Source organism: Zoogloea sp. (genome assembly GCF_030157465.1).
GTDB lineage: Bacteria > Pseudomonadota > Gammaproteobacteria > Burkholderiales > Rhodocyclaceae > Zoogloea.
Map to the genome: position 1 here is coordinate 1 of NZ_JAOAUU010000049.1, position 20,497 is coordinate 20,497.

Consider the following 20,497-nt stretch of genomic DNA (forward strand, 5'->3'; position numbering starts at 1 on the left):
CGCGACACGTCGGGGTTGGGAGGGGGCTGCTAGAGGGTTGTGCAACAAGGCCCCTCAACACCACCAGCAAGGTGGGAATAAAGAACAAAAGATTGATGGCTTCGGCGTCTGACGAGTTTCGGGCGGAGGTGCTCGGATTCATGACGTGACGGTGCGATTGCCCTGTCAGTAGCACCTTGTTTATTCCAACAGACCCTATTTTACAGGGTGTAGCCTTTGTCGGCACTTTACTCATTTTCCTGACCCTATTGTTACGATGTTAATCGGTGCAGTCCAGTTGGAGCGGTTGGGTACCAGAACGTGCTGTGCACCACCAGCCTTGTATACACCTTGCTCGGCGGGGGTATTTGACTGGTGAAGCCTGTGGGGGTTGTTCCTAATTTGACAGAGTCATGCAAACTCTTTTATCGAAATATAAATGCCAAGAGCGAAAAATCGTGCTTCGCAATGAACTGAATTTCTATGGATGTCATTTTGATTAATTTTTTGGCATTGTTTTGTTTCGGGAAAGCCGGGGCTGCATCAGCCTGTTAGGGTTCCATTTCCTGGAGTAGCGACCAATCAATTACTTTCTTACCTTTCGAGACAAGCCAGACAAAATAATCCGCGGCAAGATAACAAGATTTAAAAATTGCGAGCGCATCTCTCCGACCTCGCTCCTCCGCATATATATAAAATTTATCGCCCACCCTATGGAACCCGATTGGCTCGTTACACGAGGAAGAGCAATACTGGCCTTCGTTGACTTGCCATTCTGGGAAATATATTTCAGCAAGTGCATGTGCAATTAGTCTATAGGCTCTCTCTAAACTTTTATCAACCGAGTTATCAGGGCGATATGTGTTCGATAAAGGCTTGTTAAAATCATCGGAAACATATTCAGGAACTTCTATGGAGCTCATTCTCATTGAGAGACCTTTCCTAAGTAACCTTGTTTGACCAATTCATTAATTGGCGATCCAATCCCATTTTTGGTGTCAAACTGCACACCCATGCCATCCTTTCCGAACCAAGGCATGACGTTACTTTGCTCTACTGGCAGGGGTTTCAATACCACATATTCATCACGAATTGCCATGTTGGTCGTTGGGCTTAGTGCCCGCGCTTCAATAGACGTACCACTTAGAGCAAGAAACGAAGAATTTGGACCCGTCCCGCCATATCTATCCAATTTTGTTCCGACAGACAAGGTCGTTTGGAACTCCGTCCCAGGTACAGCGCCATTACCCGGTGGCCACCAGACTATTCCTTTCGGGGTGAGCCAATTGGCGTCTTTTGCCGCCAGCATTTTCTCGGCTACAGAGGTAAACCTGTCGCCATCACGGCCAAAATTCAGTGCAACTCTTGTCGCAACATCATCACCAATGGCTAGGCCGCTCGATGTGAAAAAGTCTTTTACCGAACTGCTGGCAATGCCAACACCTTTTGCCGCAGCGCCGATTAAAAAGCCAATGGCCTGCCCTTGCCCCTCCAGCAACAAGCCTTCCAATGTGCTCTTGGCCAGCGTGTCGTGGAAATTGTCGGGGCGGGATAGCGAACTAATCGTAGCCGTATTCAGGAGTCGGATTGTTCCGGACTCCAGACTATTGGCATAGACGCGCAACCCCGTGCCGCCATAGACGGTGTTGCCCATGGCAATGGCTACCCTGGCTGTCGTGTCACACAACTCGGGTGTTGAACCACTACAGGCTTTTGCCAATTCCTGGTCTCGCTGAGCGGACAGTTGGGCGAGATCCCGTTTCGTCTGGCAGGCGCCATCGTCTCCGTTTGCACAGGCGGCGACGGCATTTTCATAGTGCTCCTTTTCTGAGAGCCGCATGATGGTAGGACGTCGGTGGTCGAGATAGTTGTTCATCACTTCGTTGAACGACCCGGTTGCCCCTGCAGCACCGCCCACGGCGACCCCGGCGGCGGTACTGGCGACAGTCGTGAGGGAATCAGCCAGCGGGCCGCGGATTCCCGCCTCCCTGAGCGCATCGGCCACGGTCGGCGCGGCCAGTGTTCCCGCTGCCGTACCGGCGGCACCACCTAGTCCGCCGGTCAGCCCGCCGATGACCGTGTGGGCCAGCACCCGCTGGGTACCGCCTTCACCCCAATCGCTCTCGATTTTCTGAGCTTGCTGGTCCAGCAGCGCTTTGCGCTGCGGATCACTTTCCGTCGCGGCCTCGGCCTTGAGTTGCTTGGCGGTCTCCGTCTGCGTCTTAGCGTAATCCCCGACCACCTTGCTCGCCTGTGCGCCGAAAGTCTGGGTGATGAGCACCTGGGCAGTGACGTCTTTCTGCACCTTGTCGGCGTCGAAGATCTTCTGGATACCGGTTTCGGCATCGCCGGTTCTCGCAGCCGTGTTGCCGGCGATGCCGCTGATGGCGGCCTGGGTGGTGGAGTCGCTGTGGCCTTGGTCGTGGCCAAAGCCGGCGCTGTTGCCCATCGGCTTGAACTGGCCGTCGTTGGCCTGGCTGGTGCCGAGATTGATGCCGACGCTGCTGGCGCGGTAATCCGCCTGGTTCCGGATGTCGCTGGTGGTAAGGGTACCGCCGGTCTGGAAACGGTTCTTTCCGTCCTGAACCGCCTTGTCCGTACTGGTGATGGCCCCGCCCTTCAGATCCGCGTCGCCCTTGACCGCAACCTGGAAACCGCCGTCGCCGGCCTTGAGGCCGCTTTGTTCTGCAACGCTTGCAAAGTCGCTGTCGATCTTGCTCTGGCTGAAGCTGAGGCTGCCCGAGGCGCCCGCGCCGACCGTCACACTGCCGCCAAGGCTCTGCTGGCGGCTCTTGAAGGTGCTGGTGTCCTGCAGGCTGTCGATGGCCAGATGGCCACTAACTTCGGCGGTGATCTGTTCCGCCTTGGCGAGCGCTCCCTTGAGCGTGGTGTCGCCGCCCGATTGCAGGATGAGCTGCCGGCCCGCCTCAACATGGCTATTGGCGTAGGTCACGTCGTTTCCGTCGGCCTTGCCGCGGGCGGCGCTGGCACTGAGGGTGACGCCGAGACCACGGCTGCCGATGTTGATGCCGACCGCGCCGCTCACGCTGTTGTTGGTTGATTGCTGGTCGGCGGTGTTTTTGCCGGCCAGTAGCTGGATGGCGTTGTCGGCGGCGAGGCGGATGTCGTTGCCGGCCTGGAGCGTGCTGCCCTGGACGGCCAGATCGCTGCCGGCCTTTGCGCCGGTGGCGGCGATGGCCACGTCTCCGCCCGCTGAGACGGTGCTGCCGCGCCCGCTGTCGCTGTTCTGGACGACCTGGCTCCGGCTCCGGCTGGCACCGAGGCTGAGGGTGAGGTTGATGCCGCTGCTTGCACCGCTCTCCTGAACCGCCGTCGCCGCGTTGTAGGCCGCCATCCCGGTATTGGCTGCCGCTAGCGCCTGCATGCGGCTGTCGGTGGTCTGGCTCGCTGCGTCTTTCATCTGCACGGCCGTCTGGACGGCGCTGATCAGCGGGCTGCTCAGCGCCAGGGTGAGACCGCTTTGGGTGAATTGCGTGTTCGTTTGGCTGCGCCGGACTTCGCGTGCCGCGACGATATCAACATGTGGCGCAACGATGTCGATGCTGCCCTGGGGCGCCAGCATGTCGCTACCGGTCTGGGTGTAGGCCTGGCCGGCCTGCAGCAGCACGTTGCCGGCTGTGCTGCCGATGGTGGAGGCGGCGGCGGTGCCACCCTGCATGTCCTGGTCGGTCTTTTGCTGCTGGGTGCCGATCGTGATACCGAAACCGCCACCACTGAAGAGGCCGGATTGCTTCTCGGTGTAGGCATGCGTTTCATGGCGCGTGTCGGTGGCGGCTTCAATGCTCAGATCCCGCCCGGTCAGCACCTGCGTGCCCTGGCTGCTGACCACGTTACTGCCCTGGATGCGCACATTCTGGTTGGCTGCCACGCTGGTGGTGTTGCCCGACAAGGTGGTGGCCAGGGCGGTGCTCTGATCAAGCGTATCGCGAGTGGTGATGGTGGTTTTCTTCAGGAAGCCCTGTTCCTGGTGTTGGTGGGCTTCGTCGAGCCGAGCCGTGGCCTGGCCGGCGGCGAGGGTGAGATCGCGCCCGGCCAGAGCCTGGAGGACGCCCGCCTGGCTGGTGAGGTTGGCGGCACGCAGGCTCAGATCCTGGCCGGCAATCAACTGGAGATCACCCTGGGTGCGGATGGTGCTGCCGATCTCCGTCGTACCGGCCTCGCTGCGCCGGTTCTTGCCGTCCCAGACAATGCGCTGCTCGGCGCTTTCGGTGACGGTGCCCAGATTGAGGTCGCGCCCGGCGGCAAGTGTGGTGGGGCCGGCAGCGGTGGGAGCGCTGTTGATGAGTTCAGCGGCGTCGAACTGGATGTCGCGGCCAGCCTGGACCGTCAGACTGCCGCCGCTGACGTAGAGGCCGGCGAGCCGGTCGCGCTGCGTCCGGCTGCCTTGTTCCGACGTGCTCGAACGCGTGGTGCTGGCAACATTGATGTCGCGGCCGGCGGACACTTCGAGGGCCTGCGTCGCCTCCAGGCGCCCGCCGAGGTTCTGGAGGTCGAGGAGCGCATTCAGGGCGACGTTGTTGCCGCTGATCCGCCCGCCGAGGTTGGTGAGAGTATCGGCGGACAGGTCGACCCATTGCCGCCCGGTCAGGGTGCCGCTGTTGAGCAGGGTACCGCCCAGGTTCAGGTTGAGGCTGTTGCCGGACAGCAGCGCGCCGCTGCCGTCGATGTCGCCGTCCCGGACACGGACATAGACCTGCGGCGCGAGGACGTGCTGGATGCTGCCGTCGGCAAGCGTCACGGGGGTGTCGATGAGCCACACGATGTCGGTGGTGAGCTGGGCCATCTGGGCGGCGCTGAGGGCCACGCCGGGGATCAGGTTCCAGGCCTTGGCGTAGGTGAGGCCGGCGCGCATCAGATCCTGGTATTGGGTTTCGTCGTTGGCGTAGCCGTCCAGAAAGCGCCGGCCGGTGAGTTGGGCGATTTGTTCGCGGACCCGTTGCTGCTCGTAGAAGCCGTCGCCCAGGCGCTTCTGGATGGCGGTCGATTCCACGGAGAGGGCGCTGAGCATGAAGCTGGAGTTGAGCCAGGTACGCGTGTCGGTAAAGCGCGGATCGGTCTCGACGAGGTAGGGAGCGCCGGGCTCGGGACGAACGGTAAACAAGCGGTTGTCGGGCAGAGTGAGTGCGGGGGTAAGGCTGCGAATGACCCTCTGAGGGTGACCGTCGGCCGGCGGTGTGGCCATGTCCTTGGAGAGAGGGGCCGTTGGACCATCTGCCGGCTTGACAAGACTGACGGCAGGAGCTGCGTCGGGGCCCGTGCTGGCCTGGGTATCGCGGGGGGCGACAGGAGGTGCCGTATCCGGTGTGCTACCGGTGTTGCCGGCTATCGTGAGGCCGGTGCTGTCGACAGGAGTGGCCACCGTGAGGCTGGCGGCGACCTCGACGATCGCCTGGCTGCGCTGGCTGGAGCTGGCGAGGTCAGCGCCTTGGGCGGTCGGGGTGAGGCCGGCGGACTCGCTGGGCGGGATCACCGGAGCGCTGCCGCCAAGGCTGCTGTGCTGCGCGAACAACGGAGTTGCCAAGGTGACGGATTCCACGCCAAGGGCGGGCAGATACGGGGTGGCGCTGCTGCCCTGCGAGTCGGTCCCGTCGCGCTTATGGCGCCAGTAAGCGGTGGCGGTGCCAGCATCCTGAATCGTCCGCAGACCTGTCGCGGCGATGTTGGACAGGCTGCCCAGCGTGGCCGACAGCTTGCCACCGGCCACGATCTGGCTCTTGTCGTTGGTGAGGCTGTCGCCGCTCAGGAGCAGGTTGCCGCCGGCCAGGATGCGCCCGGGGTCGGCGCTGAGGATCTGCTCTTCGTGGATGGTCCGGGTGAAACGGAATTCACTGAAGCTCTCGCCCTTCAGTTCGTGCCCATCGCTGTCGGCTGCCAGGACGTTGAGGGTTCTTACCCCGTCGTCGCGGAACCGGTAAGTGATCTTGATGGCGCGGTCGTCGTAGTGCGTGGGACTGCCGTTGAAGGCGTATTCCAGATGCGCTTCGGTGGCGGTCTCGACGATATGGGTCGCGAAATGGGCGTCGAGGTTGTCGGTGCGGCGAGCGGCCAGCGCGAGTTGGCCAAGGGCTTCGATCGTGGCGCTGGCATTGGTGAGGTGCTCGGCCTGCCCGCTGGCGAAGTGGTGTGCGTCCAGGCTGGCGCCGATGGCCATGTCGCCGGCACTGAAGATCAGGGCGTGGTCGCGGTTCTCGAGGGTGCCGATCCCCAGGTCAAGGCGTGCGCGGGCGGCGATCACCGGGGCGAGGCCGGCTTCGGGCAGGTTGTTGAGGGTGGTGGCCGCAATGGCCAGGTGGGTGCCGTAGATCCGTCCGCTGCCCAGGTTGTCGACGAGCGGGCTGGTGATGAGGGCCTCGTCGGCGTCGATCAGGCCGCGGTTGGTGAAGGCGTCGCGAGTGTCGAAGCGGATTTGTGCGGCACGGACTTCGCCACCGTCGCGGTTGTCGAAGGTGCTGGCGCCCAGTTGCAGAGTGCCTCCGGCGAGGGTCGCGCGGTTTGTCAGGGTGCCGTTGATGTCGAGGCGGGCGTTGCCATTGGCGTGGATTGCGCCGCGGTTGTCGAAAGCGCTGGCCAGGCGGACAGCAAGATCGCCCCCGCTCAGGAGCTGGCCGTCGCCGCTGAGGCTGAGGGCGTCGATGGACAGGCCAGTGCCAGCCAGCAAAGTGCCGCCGGTGTGGGTGATACCCAGGGTTCGCGCAAGCGTCGCCGGGTCGGTCAGGGCCAGGGTGCCGAGCGAGGAGATCAGCCCGCGGGTGTTGTCGATGCGGCCGGCGCTGGTGACAGACAGGGCCGTGTCGGCGCGCAGGGCGCCGTCGCGGTTGTCGAGTTGCGCGGTGCCCAGGTGGACTTCGCGTCCTTCGAGGCCAAGTCCGTCGCCCTGGGTGCGGGTGTTGATGACGCTGGCCGCGTCGAGGGCGAGGCGGCCGCCGGCGCGGACCAGGCCGGCGGTGTTGTCGAAGCTGTCGGTGAGGGTAAGGCCGAGATCGCCGGCACCGAGGAGGCGGCCATCCAGGTTGCGGGCGGAGTCGGCGAGCAAGTCGATGCCGGCGGCGCTTCCGATCAGGCCGCCGTGGGTGTTGTCAACCGTGGTGGCTCGGATTTCCAGGCCTTTCTGGCTGCCGATGTAGCCCTGACTGTTGTCGAGGGCGGCGCTGCGCACGGACAGGGCCGCGCCGCCGAGAATGCCGCCGGCGTCAGCCGTTTCACGATTGATGAGGGTTTGATCATGGGTGTCGAGGGTGAGCCGGCCGCGGGCCTGGATGAGGCCCCCGGTGTTGTCTAAGAGGCCGCTGTCCAGCGTGAGTTGGCCGGCATCCTGGGCGCCACCGGCGACGAGCTGGCCGCCCTGGTTGTCGATCCTGCCGCGCCCGGTATCGATCGACAGGCTGCTGGCGGCCAGCGTGCCGGCCCGGTTGTCGAGGCTGGCGGCGGACACGGCGAGGCGCTGGTGGGCGCCGATCTTCCCCGCGTGGTTGTCCAGGGTGGTGCCGATCTGCACGCTGGCGGCGCCGAGGGTGGCGGCGAGGGTGCCGCGGGTGTTGTCGAGGCTGCCAGCCTGAACGCTGACTCCGTTGTGGCCGACGACGAAGCCGTCGACGTTGATGAGGGCATTACTGAGCGTGATGCCCAGGGCGGCACCAGCAACGAGTTCGCCGCCACTGTTGTCCACACTGGCGGCGCCGAGATCAAGGGTAGTGCCAGCGCGTAGCCGGCCGCGATCGCGGTTGTCGAGGTGGGCGCCCAGGCGGGCGGTCAGGTTTTGCGTGCCGCTGGTGAGGATGTCACCGCCACGGTTGTCGATGCTGCCAGCGGTCAGATCAAGGGCGCCGTTACTGGCGATCTGGCCGCGCTGGTTGTCGAACTGGCCGGTGCTGCTGAGTTGGCCAGCACCGGTGCCAGTCTGGACGAGCCGGCCGTCCCGATGGCTGAAGGTGTCGGCGCTGATCGCCAGCTGAGCGGCGCGGGTGGTGGCGGCGTCGAGAACGAGGTTGGTGCTGCGCAGGTCGAGCAGGCCATTGCTGAGGATCTGCCCGCCGCTGCCTGCAAGGTTCTGGCTGCGGATTTCCAGGCTGCCGGTGCCGGCGTGTTCAATGCGCCCGCCGGTATTGTCGAGGGTGGTGGCGCCGAGCCGCAACGTGCTGGCATTGCTGGCGATGCGTCCGCCGTTGTTGGTGAGCTCTCCGGGCAGTAGCAGGCTCATCGCGTCGCTGCCGGTGTGCAGGAGTTCGCCGTCGGTGTTATCGAGGCTGTGGGCCTGGACGTCGAGACGGGCTGCGCTGAGGCTGCCGTGGCGGTTGTCGAGCTGGCCGCCGGCACGCAGCGTGAGGGTTTCGTCGGCGTTGAGAATGGCCTGGCGGGTGTCGAGCAAGCCGGCCGTTGCTTGCAGGTCCATGACCCGGGCGGTGGTCTGGCTGGCCGACAGATCAAGGCTGGCGGCACTTAAGGTGGCAGCGCCAGCGGCCAGGTTGCGACCGTGGGCAATCAGCGTTTCGGCGGCGCTGAGCGTGAGGGCGCCGCTGCTGCCGAGGCTGCCGTCGCTTTGCAGGCCGGCGGCGAAGAGGCTGGTGGCGCTGGCGTCGATGCGTTTGGCGCTGACAGTGACATTCTGGCCGGCAGCGAGGGTGCCGCCGTGGGTGAGCGTGCCGGTGAGGGCCAGGGACAGCGCGTGCCCCGCGTAGAGGTTTCCGTCGGGGTTGAGGATGTTCTGTGCGCCGAGCGTCAGGTCGGTGGCGGCAAAGAGCTGGCCCCGGCTGTTGTCGAAGCTGCCGCTGTCGATCCGCATGCTGGCCTGGGAGGACTGGATGCTGCCGCCGATGTTGTCCAGTGCCCCGGCTGTGACGGTGAGGGCACCGGTGCTGGCGGCGAGGCCGGCGACGTTGGTGAATGCGCGGGTGACGGTGATGCCCAGGCTGGTGCCGGCACTGAGTTCGCCGCTGCTGTTGTCCAGGCTGGTTGCGCCTAAATCAAGCACGCCACCAGCACGTAGCCGGCCGCCCTCGCGGTTGTCGAGGTGTGCGCCCAGGCGGGCAGTCAGGTTTTGCGTGCCGCTGGTGAGGATGTCACCGCCACGGTTGTCGATGCTGCCAGCGGTCAGATCAAGGGCGCCGTTACTGGCGATCTGGCCGCGCTGGTTGTCGAACTGGCCGGTGCTGCTGAGTTGGCCAGCACCGGTGCCAGTCTGGACGAGCCGGCCGTCCCGATGGCTGAAGGTGTCGGCGCTGATCGCCAGCTGAGCGGCGCGGGTGGTGGCGGCGTCGAGAACGAGGTTGGTGCTGCGCAGGTCGAGCAGGCCATTGCTGAGGATCTGCCCGCCGCTGCCTGCAAGGTTCTGGCTGCGGATTTCCAGGCTGCCGGTGCCGGCGTGTTCAATGCGCCCGCCGGTATTGTCGAGGGTGGTGGCGCCGAGCCGCAACGTGCTGGCATTGCTGGCGATGCGTCCGCCGTTGTTGGTGAGCTCTCCGGGCAGTAGCAGGCTCATCGCGTCGCTGCCGGTGTGCAGGAGTTCGCCGTCGGTGTTATCGAGGCTGTGGGCCTGGACGTCGAGACGGGCTGCGCTGAGGCTGCCGTGGCGGTTGTCGAGCTGGCCGCCGGCACGCAGCGTGAGGGTTTCGTCGGCGTTGAGAATGGCCTGGCGGGTGTCGAGCAAGCCGGCCGTTGCTTGCAGGTCCATGACCCGGGCGGTGGTTTGGCTGGCCGAGAGGTCGAGGCTGGCGGCATGCAAGGTGGCTGCGCCGGCGGCCAGGTTGCGACCGTGGGCGACGAGCGTTTCGGCGGCGTTGAGCGTGAGGCTGCCATCGCTTTGCAGGCCGGCGGCAAAAAGGCTGGTGGCGCTGGCGTCGATGCGCTTGGCACTGACGGTGACATTCTGGCCGGCAGCGAGGGTGCCGCTGTGGGTGAGCGTACCGGTGAGAGCGAGGGCCAGACTGTGCCCCGCGTAGAGGCTGCCGTCAGGGTTGAGGACGCTCTGTGCTCCGAGCGTCAGGTCGGTGGCGGCGAAGAGCTGGCCCCGGCTGTTGTCGAAGCTGCCGCTGCCGATTCGCACGCTTGCCTGGGAGGACTGGATGCCGCCGCCGGTGTTGTCAACACCGGCGGCGTTCAGGGTCAGTGCGCCGGTGCTGCTGATTTGGCCGCCCTGGTTGTTGAGCTGGTCGGTGTTGTGCAGGTCGAGCAGGCCGTTGCTGAGGATTTTTCCGCCGCTGCCCGCCAGGCTCTGGGTGCGGATTTCCAGGCCGCCGCTACCCGCGTGTTCAATGCGCCCGCCGGTGTTATCGAGAGTGGTGGCACCAAGCCGCAGCATGGTGGCGTTACTGGCGATGCGTCCGCTGCTGTTGGTCAACTCGCCGGGCAGTTGCAGGTGCATCTCGTTACTGCCGAACTGAATGAGTTCGCCACCAGTGTTGTCGAGGCTACGGGCGTCAAGTCGCAAGCTCTGGGCGGAAATCGCAGCGTGGGCAGTGCGGAGCAGGCCGGGGCTGGTACCCATCAGGGTGTCCTGGGCTGTGATGTGGCTGGTGGAAAGGTCTATGCCCAGCGCACTCGCCTCGAGCATGAGATTTCGGGCGGCCACTTGCCCGCCCCGCAGGTCGATGGCGCCGCCGGTGACCTCGAGCTGGTTTCCCGCCAGGCTGTAGCCGTGGGCGCCCACCTGGCGGGTGGCCTTGAGTTGCAGCGTGCCGGTGGTGCCGAGCTTCCCGTCGGCCTGGCGGCCGGCGATGAGGGAGGACGAGGCACCGGCTTCGATCCAGGCAGTGCTGCCGGTGGCCGCTACCGAAACGTCACCGCGGGCGATCAACGTGCCGCCCAAGGTGATGTTGTCCGGGGTGCTCAGGCTGGCGTCGGTGCCGGCCAGGAGGGTGCCGCTGTTGCCGATGGGGCCGGCCGCGGAGATGTGCAGGCGGGTGTTGCTGTCGATTTGTCCGGCGTTCTCAAGCCAGCCCGCGGTGGTCACAACGACCTCGCCGGCGGCCGCCCCGATGTGGCCGGCGCTGCGCATGCCGAGTCCGGCCTCGGCGCCGACAAGGGTGATCTTGTTGGCGTACATGCCGCCAAGCAGGGCCACGTCAAGGGCGAAGGCCGGGGCGGGGCCGCTTGCCGCAAGGGCGGTGGCCGACGCGGCATCGGCGCTCACTTCGGCGGCGCCGGTGATCACGCGCAGATCCTTCGCCCAGATGCCGGCGTTAAGCTCCACGGCGCGGGCGATGAGGCCGGTGTAGTCGCTGTCGGCGGCATCCAGCCCGGCGCCCTGAACCTCGATGCGGCCGCCCTGCACGCGAAAACCGTCGAGGCTGCCGTTGCTCAGCAGCGGCACGCCGGTGGTGAGGGTGCTGCGGCTGGCGTTGATGAAGCCGCAGCCGTCGCAGACGATGCCGGCCGGATTGGCGATGACCACTTCGGCCCGGTCGCCGCCGACTTCGATGTAGCCGCGCAGCTGGCTGGGGCTGGTGGCATTCACTTCGTTGAGGATCACCCGGGCGGTGCCGCCGGCGAGCCACGGGTTGCCCGGAACGAGGCCGCCCAGCCGGGTCGTGGCGCCGCTGCGGGCGTTGTTGAGGACGGCCCCGCGGACAGGCACGTCGAACTGGCTGTAAACGTTGTGCGACACGCCGGCGGCGCTCGGGGTCTGGATGTTGACCTGCAGCACGCCGTTGGCGGTGTTGAGCACGGTGGCCTGACGGGCGCCGGGGGCGCTGCGGTCGGCGACGATCTGGGCCCCGGCGGAGGGCGACCAGCTCATGCCGCCGGTGATCAGCAGCACGCCGAGGGCCAGCGTGGAGAGCGCGAAGGCGGCCCGCCGGGCTGGCGGACTCGCATGCAGCCCACCCGCGCCGTCGGGCTCCCCTGCCCCGCCCTGGCTGCGGGCGGATTCGGCCACGACCATCGGCATGCCACGGGTTTTGTTGAAAACGATGCGGTAACGGTGCTTGTTCATGGCGTCGATAACCCGAAAAGTTGGGAGCGCGGCCTACCAGGCCCAGTTGAGGGAAAAGCCGGCGAGGCCGTCGGGGCTGGAGAAACCCGTGGGGCGCGCGAGGTGGGTGCCCACGAAGACGTCGTAGGCGAGGCCGCCGACGCTGCCGCGCACGCCCAGCACCCCGCCGGCCAGGCGCCGGCCGAGAAGACCCCGCGTGCTGCGCCCGCTGACGAGGCCGACGTCGAATCCCAGATAGGCCTCGGCGCCGGTATCCCGGAGGGCCAGGCCGAGGTCGTTGCGCCACAGCCAGCCGCGCTCGCCGGACAGCACGCTTTCACCGTCGAAGCCGCGCACCGTGTAGCGCCCGCCGATGGCGAAGCGGTCTTGCGGGACGAGGGGCGATTCGCTGCGCTGCAGGCGCGCGAGGCTGGTGTAGCGCAGGGCCTGGTCGCCAGCACGGAAAGGCAGGTTGAGCTGGGCGCTGGCGGTGTAGATGCCGGGCCGCGATGTGCCGTCACCGAAGTTTTCTTCGGGGGCGCGGAGGGCGGCGAAGGCGCCGGTGCCGCGCCGGTAGGCCAGATCGGCGTCGAGGGTGGCGGCTGCAATGAAGGCGCGATGGTTGAAGCCGGCCTCCCAGCCGCCCATCCGCCGGCGCTGGACGACGACTTCGGTGTCGTCGATGAAGTTGCTGGATTGACGCATCCAGGCCTGCACCCAGGCGCTGGTTTTGCCCGTGGCGTTGCGGTGCAGCAGGCGGGTGAGACGCAATTGGGCGTGTTCGGATTCGCCGCTGTAGCGGTAGGTTTGATTGGCGCCGGCCACGGCCTGGTGATAGGTGTTGCCGCCGGCGGTAAGGCTCGCCAGCCAGTAGCCCCAGGGCAGCGCGTAGTGAACGGTGTAGCCGTGGGTGCCGCGGCTGCCGGACACCCCGCCGCCAAGATCGTGGTTGAAGCTGGCGTAGAAGAGGTCGCTCAAGCCGAGGGCGTTATCCAGGGACACGGTGGCGCCGCCTAGGAAGCGGCCGGTGGCCCGGGTGCCGCCGTCGTCGAGGGACAGGTTGAGACGCAGCAGCCTTTCCTGGCGCCAGGCGACGACGAGATCGCTCTCGCCGGGGCCGGCCAGCGGATCGGCGGCCGGCGCGATCTGGATGTCGGCATCGGCGGTGGGCACTCGCTTGAGGTTTTCGAGGCCCTGTTCGATGTCGCGCAGGTTGAGGAGATCACCGCTGGCGGCCGGCAGGGCGGCGCCGAGGCGGGCGTGGAGTTGGGTGCCGTCGGCGGGACGGATGTCGCGGATGCGGCCGGGGATGACGGTGAGGGTGAGCACGCCGCGGGTCAGATCCTGGGCGGTGGCGACGATGCGGGTAGTGATGTAGCCGCGGGACACGATGCGGTTCTGCAGGCGCGTCATGAGCTGGTTGATGGCGCGGGTGCCGAGGCAGCGCCCGGTGGGCGGATCGTCGGGGCGATCGATGGCGGCGAGGGCCCAGCGGAAGGCCTCGGCGCCAGCGCCGGCCAGCTCGATGCGCTCGATGCGGAAGCACGGGGTTTCGTCCACCGCGAGGGGTGCATCGGCGCTGTCGGCGGAAGGGGCTTCGAGGCGGACGTCGGGCGCGCGTTCGAACTGTTGGCGCAACTGGCGCTCGCGCTCCTGCTGGCGGAGAAGTTCCTGGGTGTCGGCGACGCCGGGTGGCGTCTGGGCGTGGCCGGCGGCCGGCACGGCGAGAAGGATGAAGGCCGCGCAGGCGGCCAGGGCCTTGCGGTGGCGGGGGGCGAAGTGTCTGGACGTAGCGGGCATGGCGGGCGACGGTTCAATGGCACGGCTCGCCCCGCGCTTGCGCCGGGTGAAGTGCCGCACTCAGGACATTGGGATTAATCCAATAGCATTGACTGGCATTATATTCAGTAGTTGTAAAAATATTACATCAGAATTTTTTATGCAAATGGAGACCCGCCGGCCGCCAACCCGGCGCCCGTAAACGCCAGATGCCCCGCGGTTCGACCCGCGGGGCATCTGGGGACTTGCGCCCGGGCGGCGACAGCCGGCGATTACTTCGCGGCGGCCTTGACCCGGTGCAGCACGACGTAAGCCACCGAACCGATCACCACGCCCCAGAAGGCCGAGCCGAGGCCGAGGAAGCTCATGCCGGAAGCGGTGGCCAGAAAGGTGATCACCGAGGCTTCGCGGTGGTCTTCCTGGCTGACCGTGCCCATGATGTTGGCGGTGATGGCGCCCAGCAGCGCAAGGCCCGCCAGCACGGCGACGAACTCCTTGGGCAGCAGGGTGAACAGCGACACGATGGTGGCGCCGCAGAAGCCGCCGATCAGGTAGAACACGCCGTTGGAGATGCCCGCCACGTAGCGCTTGGACGGATCTTCGTGGGCGTCCTTGCCGGTGCACAGCGCCGCGGTGATGGCGGCGATGACAATGGTGATGCCCCCGAAGAAGGCCACGATCAGCGAGGCGATGCTGGTTACCGCCAGGATGGGCTTGGCCGGGGTGGTGTAGCCCGAGCCGTGCAGGATCGCCATGCCCGGCAGGAACTGCCCGGTAAGGCTGACCAGGATCAGCGGCACGGCGAAGCTGAGGGTCGAGGCCCAAGTCCATTCCGGCGCGATGAAGGTGGGCGTGGCAAAGCTCAGCTGCACGCCGCTCAGGTCGGCGCCACCAATGCCCACCGCCAGCAGGATGCCGACCAGCAGCACCAGAATCATGCAGTAACGCGGCACGAAGCGCTTGAGCACGAGGTAGGCGGCGATCATGCCGAAGGTGAGCAGCGGCATGGAGGCCGCCGACTTGAAGGCGTTGGTGCCGAACTGGAACAGAATTCCGCCCATCATGCCGGCAGCAACACCTTTGGGCACGTGCTTCAGGATGCGGTCGAAATAGCCGGTGACGCCGATCGCGAACAGCACCACGGCGGTGGTGATGTAGGCGCCAACGGCTTCATTCAGCGACAAACCGGGAAACAAGGTCACCAGCAAGGCCGTGCCGGGCGCCGACCACGCGGTAACAATCGGCACCTTGAGCACCCACGACAAGAAGATGCCCGACAGCGCGGCGCCGATGGAAATGCCCCACACCCACGACGAGATCATGTCGGGCGACACGCCGGCCGACTGGGCGGCCTGGAAGAAGATGATCAGCGGCCCGGAATAGGAGATGAGCACGGCGAGAAAACCCGCCGTGACTGACGAGACGGACCAGTCTTTGGTAATCATGTTGGCTGCTCTGTTGGTTTATTTTTATTGATGATCAATCGTGGCCGGCAACCGGGCGCGGGCGGTACGGCGCCTCCAGCAGCGCGACTTCTTCGGCGCTCAACGCAAGGCCGATGCCGGCTACCGCATCGCCGAGGTGGTGGGGCTTGGAGGCGCCGATCAGCGGCAGGGTGATGCCCGGCCGGCTGGCCGCCCACGCAATCGCCACCTGGGCCGGCGGCACGCCGCGGGCCTGCGCCACCTGCTGCACGGCGGCGACGATGGCGTCTTCCATGGCCTGCTGGTTGTACCAGCCCTGGGCCAGGGTGTCGGTTGCGTCGCGCGTGGTGCCGCTGCCGCGGGTGCCGGCCAGCAGGCCGCGGGCCAGCGGCGACCACGGCGTCACGGCAATGCCCTGGTCGCGGCACAGGGGCAGCATTTCGCGCTCTTCCTCGCGGTAAACCAGGTTGTAGTGGTTCTGCATCGACACGAAGCGGGCCAGGCCGTTGGCCTTCTGGAAAGCCAGCATCTGCATGAACTGCCAGGCATACATCGACGAGGCGCCGATGTAGCGTGCCCGGCCCGAGCGCACCACGGTGTCGAGCGCGTCCAGGGTTTCCTCGATGGGCGTGTGCGGATCGAAGCGGTGGACGATGTAGAGATCCACGTAATCGGTGCCGAGGCGCTTCAGCGAAGCGTCGATGCTGGCCAGGATGTGCTTGCGCGACAGGCCGCGATCATTCGGCTTGCTGCTCATCGGGTAGAACACCTTGGTCGCCAGCACCACGTCCTCGCGGGGCACGAAATCGCGGATCGCGCGGCCGAGGATTTCCTCGCTGGCGCCCAGCGAATACATGTCGGCGGTGTCGAAAAAGTTGATGCCGAGATCCAGCGCCTGGCGGATGAAGGGGCGGCTGGCTTCCTCGTTCAGCACCCATTCGCGCCAGGTCGGCGTGCCGTAGGTCATGCAACCCAGGCACAGCGGGGAAACCTTGAGGCCGGTAGAGCCGAAGCGGACGTATTCCATGATGCGTTTCCTCGAGATTCGGGATGATGGCCGCGATTATGGGTGTCATTCCTGGATTGATAAATGGGCTAAAAACAGCAACACTATTCATAAATTCAAAACAATCGGAGGAGTTCGTGGATCGCTTCCAGGCCATGCAGCTGTTCACCCGCATCGTCGAGCTGGGCAGCTTCAGCCGCGCCGCCGAAAAGCTCGACCTGCCCCGCGCCTCGGCCACCCAGATCATCAAGCAGCTCGAAGCCCATCTGGGCGTGCGCCTTTTGCAGCGCACCACGCGCCAGGTGCGCACCACCCTCGACGGCGACGCCTATTACCAGCGCTGCCTGTCCATCCTGGCCGACGTGGAGGACGTGGAATCGTCGTTCTCGCGGGCCGCCAGCCATCCGCAGGGGCGCATCAAGGTGGATCTGTCGGTGTCCTTCGGGCGCCTGGTGATGATTCCGGCGCTGCCGGCCTTCTGCGCCCGCTATCCGCTGATCAAGGTGGACGTCAGCGTCACCGACCGCCAGATCGACCTGATCCGCGAAGGCGTCGATTGCGTGCTGCGCATTGGCGAGCTGCGCGATTCGTCCCTCGTCGCCCGCCGCCTCACGATGCTGCCGCAGGTGTGCTGCGCCAGCGCGGGCTACGTGGCCGAACACGGCATGCCGGACAGCCTGGTCGATCTCGACCGGCACCAGGCCGTCGACTACCTGTCGGCGTCCACCGGCAAATCGGTGCCCTTCGAATTCACGGTGGGCGGCAAGGTCGAAAGCCGCAGCCTGGCCTACACCGTGGCGGTGAACAACGGCGACGCCTACGTGGCGGCCTGCGAGGCCGGCTTCGGCCTTATCCAGGTGCCGGTCTACCACGTCACCCGCCAGCTGGCCGCCGGCACGCTGGTGGAACTGTTGCCGGAATTCCGCCCCCCGCCGCTGCCGCTCACCGTGCTCTACCCGCAAAACCGCCATCTGTCGCCGCGGGTGCGGGTTTTTGTGGACTGGCTGGCGGAGTTGTTCCAGGGGCCGTGAGCAGGGCACCCACATTGTTCAATCACAACAAACAGTGTTGTTGTTTCATTCGATTTATCAAATCTGGCCCAACAATTAGAATCGGCCTCCTGCATCAACCTCCACGAGTCCCACCTTGCTGACCATCCTGGGCATCACCGGCCCGATCTTCATCATCATCGGCATCGGCTTCGCGGCGGTGCGCATGGGCCTCCTGGCCCGCACCGACATGCGCGTGCTGGGCGTCTTCGTCATCAACGTGTCGCTGCCGGCGCTGCTCTTCAAGGCCCTGTCACAGCGCTCCCTGGGCGAGCTGGTCAGCGCCGAGCTGCTGATCGCCTACACCCTCGGCTCGCTGCTCGTCGCCGGCCTGGCCCTCGGCCACGTGTGCCTGGTGCAGAAGCGCGATCTGCAATCGGGCGCCGTGCTGGCCCTCGGCGTATCCGCGTCGAACAGCGCCTACATCGGCTACCCCATCGCGCTGCAGGTTTTCGGCCCGGCGGCCAGCGCTGCGCTGGCGGTGTACGCGCTGGTCGAAAGCCTGGTCGTGATGCCGCTGGCGCTCACCCTGGCCGAAGCCGGCGGCTCCGGCGGCCGGCGTTGGTACAACGTGCTCGGGGACATCCTGCTGCGCCTGGCCAAAAACCCCTTCATCCTCGCCATCGCCGCCGGCGTCGCCTGGGCCTCCATCGGCGTTCCGCTGCCGGCGCCGCTGGCACGCGTGGTCGACATGCTGTCCACCGCCTCCGCCCCGGTGGCGCTGTTCTGCATCGGCGGCACCCTCGCCGGCCTCCACCTCAAGGGCCTGGGTGCCGACATCGGCCTGATCGTCGTCGGCAAGCTGCTGCTCCACCCGCTCGCCGTGTTCGTCGTCACCCTGGCCCTGCCCGGCATGTCCCCGCAGCTCAAGACCATCGCGATCATGAACGCCTGCATGCCGATGATGAGCATCTACCCCATCCTCGGCCAGAAGTACGGCAAGGAAGGCATCTGCGCTGCAGCCCTCATCGCCGCCACCGCCCTCTCCTTCTTCACGATCAGCGGCTTCCTGTGGCTGAGCGGGGCGGGCTGAGGCAAGCCTCTCGATGCGCTTTCCCGCCCCCCTTCTCGAAGGCCGCCTGCTGCGGCGCTACCAGCGTTTTCTGGCCGATGTGGACACCGCCACCGGCATCCTTACCGCCCATTGCCCCAACACCGGCTCGATGCAGGGCTGCGCCGAGCCGGGCATGCGGGTGTGGCTGTCACCGGCCACCAACCCGGCGCGCAAGCTCGCCTGGACCTGGGAGCTGGTCGAAGCCCTGCCCGGCGTGGTGGTGGGCATGCACACCGGACGCAGCAACGCGCTGGTGCGGGAAGCCATCGAAGCCGGCCGCGTGCCGGAGCTGGCCGGCTACGCGACGATCCGCCCCGAAGTGAAATACGGCGAAGGCAGCCGCATCGACCTGCTGCTCACGGCCCCCGGGCGGCCCGACTGCTACGTGGAAGTCAAAAACGTCACCGCCGCCGTGGCCGGCCGCATCGGCTACTTCCCCGACGCCGTCACCACCCGCGGCACCAAGCACCTGCGCGAGATGAGCGCGATGGTCGCCAGCGGGCACCGCGCGGTGCTGGTTTTTTGCGTACAGCGCGGCGACGTGGAGTGTGTGCGCCCGGCCGATCACATCGACCCGGTGTATGCCCGCACGCTGCGCGAAGCCCTGGCCGCCGGCGTCGAGGTGATCGCCCTCGGCGCAACGGTTTCGCCTGCGGGCATCGAACTGGAAAGGCGGCTGGCGGTGGAGACGGGCTGCAGCCGGGCCGCGTAAAATCAGCACGCCCCGATCAACGACACCGGCCCCGGGTTCATGCTCCAGTACGCCATCAAGATCGCCCTCACCGCGACGCTCATCGTTGCCATTGCCGAGATTTCCAAGCGGCACAGCGGCTTTGCTGCGCTGATCGCCGCCCTGCCCGTCACCTCGCTGATGGCCTTTGTGTGGCTTTACGCCGACACCGGCCGGGCCGAGGCCGTGGCCGAGCTTTCGGGGCAGATCGTCTGGCTGGTCATTCCGTCCCTGGTTCTGTTCATCACCCTGCCGGTGCTCATCCGGTGGGGCTGGGGATTCTGGCCCAGCCTGCTCACGGCCTGCGGCCTCACCTCAGCGGCCTACCTGGTACTGCTCCCGCTGCTGCGGCGCCTCGGCGTGATGCTCTGAACGCCGCGCCCTGCGGCTTTCCACAATAGGGCCGGCCCCAATGTGGACGCTCCCAATTTTCGGCTTGTGGTAACGACTTCAAGATGCGCTCCGTGGATCTCACCACCGGAGGAGAAAAATCATGAAAAAGCCGTTCTACAAGGTTCTATATGTGCAGGTGCTGTTCGCCATCGCCTGCGGTGTGTTGCTGGGGTATTTCGAGCCCAAGATGGGGGTCGATCTCAAGCCCCTCGGCGACGGTTTCATCAAACTCGTCAAAATGATCATCGCCCCGGTGATCTTCTGCACCGTGGTGCACGGCATCGCCGGCATGCAGGACATGAAGAAAGTCGGCCGGGTGGGCGGCAAGGCGCTGCTCTACTTCGAGATCGTGTCCACCTTTGCGCTGGTGATCGGCCTGGTGGTGGCCAACGTGGCCAAGCCGGGCGCCGGCTTCAATGCCGATCTTTCCACGCTGGACACCAAGGCCATCGAAGGCTTCACCGCCAAGGCCCACGCCCAGTCGACGGTCGAGTTCATCCTCAACATCATTCCCAACACCTTCATCGACGCCTTTGCCAAGGGCGACATCCTGCAGGTGCTGCTGATCGCCATCCTGTTCGGCTTCTCACTGGCCGCCGCGGGTGAAAAGGGCAAGCCGGTATTCGATTTCGTCGAGCAGGTTTCGCATGTGCTGTTCGGCATCGTGAATACCGTGATGAAGCTGGCTCCGCTGGGTGCCTTCGGCGCCATGGCCTTCACGATCGGCAAGTACGGCGTCGGCGCCCTGGTGCCGATGGCCAAGCTGATGGGTTCGTTCTACATCACCTGTGCGCTGTTCATCTTCATCGTGCTGGGCAGCATTGCCCGCTACACCGGCTTCTCGATCGTCAAGTTCATCAAGTACATCAGCGAAGAACTGCTGATCGTGCTGGGCACCAGTTCCTCCGAATCCGCCCTGCCCAAACTGATGGCCAAGCTCGAGAAAATGGGCTGCAGCCGTTCGGTGGTCGGCCTGGTGGTGCCCACCGGCTATTCCTTCAACCTCGACGGCACCAACATCTACATGACGATGGCGGCGCTGTTCATTGCCCAGGCCACCAACACCGAGCTGACCCTGATGCAGGAGCTGACCATCGTCGGCGTGGCCATGCTCACCTCCAAGGGCGCCAGCGGCATCACCGGTGCCGGCTTCATCA

Annotated in this window: 9 protein-coding genes; 5 read left to right on the plus strand and 4 right to left on the minus strand. The window is 65.7% G+C overall.

All coding sequences use genetic code 11. From position 1 onward, the window contains the following. Nucleotides 1-904 precede the first annotated feature (904 nt). The 4 genes from Q1W26_RS05370 to Q1W26_RS05385 all read right to left on the minus strand — a co-directional run bounded on the left by Q1W26_RS05370 (nt 905) and on the right by Q1W26_RS05385 (nt 16,135). The gene (locus Q1W26_RS05370) at nt 905-11,926 is read right to left on the minus strand and encodes a hemagglutinin repeat-containing protein (RefSeq protein WP_300436855.1); all 11,022 of its coding nucleotides are present in this window, start codon (nt 11,924-11,926) and stop codon (nt 905-907) included. Between the two features lie 33 nt (nt 11,927-11,959). Further along, nucleotides 11,960-13,705 carry a ShlB/FhaC/HecB family hemolysin secretion/activation protein gene (locus Q1W26_RS05375; protein WP_300436858.1) on the minus strand — a complete coding sequence of 582 codons (1,746 nt, stop codon included), beginning with the start codon at nt 13,703-13,705 and terminating at the stop codon, nt 11,960-11,962. Between the two features lie 251 nt (nt 13,706-13,956). Then, nucleotides 13,957-15,129 (minus strand): benzoate/H(+) symporter BenE family transporter, encoded by a 1,173-nt coding sequence (locus tag Q1W26_RS05380; RefSeq protein ID WP_300436860.1) that lies wholly within the window; start codon nt 15,127-15,129, stop codon nt 13,957-13,959. A 34-nt stretch (nt 15,130-15,163) separates the two neighbouring features. After that, nucleotides 15,164-16,135 carry an aldo/keto reductase gene (locus Q1W26_RS05385; protein ID WP_300436863.1) on the minus strand — a complete coding sequence of 324 codons (972 nt, stop codon included), beginning with the start codon at nt 16,133-16,135 and terminating at the stop codon, nt 15,164-15,166. Nucleotides 16,136-16,251: 116 nt separating this feature from the next. Between Q1W26_RS05385 and Q1W26_RS05390 the strand changes: the two genes are divergently transcribed. From Q1W26_RS05390 to Q1W26_RS05410, 5 genes are all read left to right on the plus strand, one after another. Beyond that, nucleotides 16,252-17,145, plus strand: coding sequence for a LysR family transcriptional regulator (locus Q1W26_RS05390; protein WP_300436866.1), 894 nt, complete (start codon nt 16,252-16,254; stop codon nt 17,143-17,145). A 115-nt stretch (nt 17,146-17,260) separates the two neighbouring features. Next, entirely contained in the window at nt 17,261-18,196 is a 936-nt protein-coding gene (locus tag Q1W26_RS05395) for an AEC family transporter (RefSeq protein ID WP_300436869.1), read from the plus strand. Between the two features lie 13 nt (nt 18,197-18,209). Continuing rightward, entirely contained in the window at nt 18,210-18,929 is a 720-nt protein-coding gene (gene sfsA / locus Q1W26_RS05400; protein ID WP_300436872.1) for a DNA/RNA nuclease SfsA, read from the plus strand. Nucleotides 18,930-18,968: 39 nt separating this feature from the next. Then, nucleotides 18,969-19,319, plus strand: a complete 351-nt coding sequence (locus tag Q1W26_RS05405; RefSeq protein WP_300436874.1) for a DUF3147 family protein — start codon at nt 18,969-18,971, stop codon at nt 19,317-19,319. A gap of 118 nt (nt 19,320-19,437) precedes the next feature. Next, the coding region (locus Q1W26_RS05410) for a dicarboxylate/amino acid:cation symporter (RefSeq protein WP_366143640.1) at nt 19,438-20,497 on the plus strand (1,060 nt) is incomplete at its 3' end.

Bases quoted from the DNA above. Each gene is read 5' to 3' on its own strand.
- Q1W26_RS05370 (WP_300436855.1), bottom strand. From the start codon at position 11,926: ATGAACAAGCACCGTTACCGCATCGTTTTCAACAAAACCCGTGGCATG.
- Q1W26_RS05375 (WP_300436858.1), bottom strand. From the start codon at position 13,705: ATGCCCGCTACGTCCAGACACTTCGCCCCCCGCCACCGCAAGGCCCTG.
- Q1W26_RS05380 (WP_300436860.1), bottom strand. From the start codon at position 15,129: ATGATTACCAAAGACTGGTCCGTCTCGTCAGTCACGGCGGGTTTTCTC.
- Q1W26_RS05385 (WP_300436863.1), bottom strand. From the start codon at position 16,135: ATGGAATACGTCCGCTTCGGCTCTACCGGCCTCAAGGTTTCCCCGCTG.
- sfsA (WP_300436872.1), top strand. From the start codon at position 18,210: ATGCGCTTTCCCGCCCCCCTTCTCGAAGGCCGCCTGCTGCGGCGCTAC.
- Q1W26_RS05405 (WP_300436874.1), top strand. From the start codon at position 18,969: ATGCTCCAGTACGCCATCAAGATCGCCCTCACCGCGACGCTCATCGTT.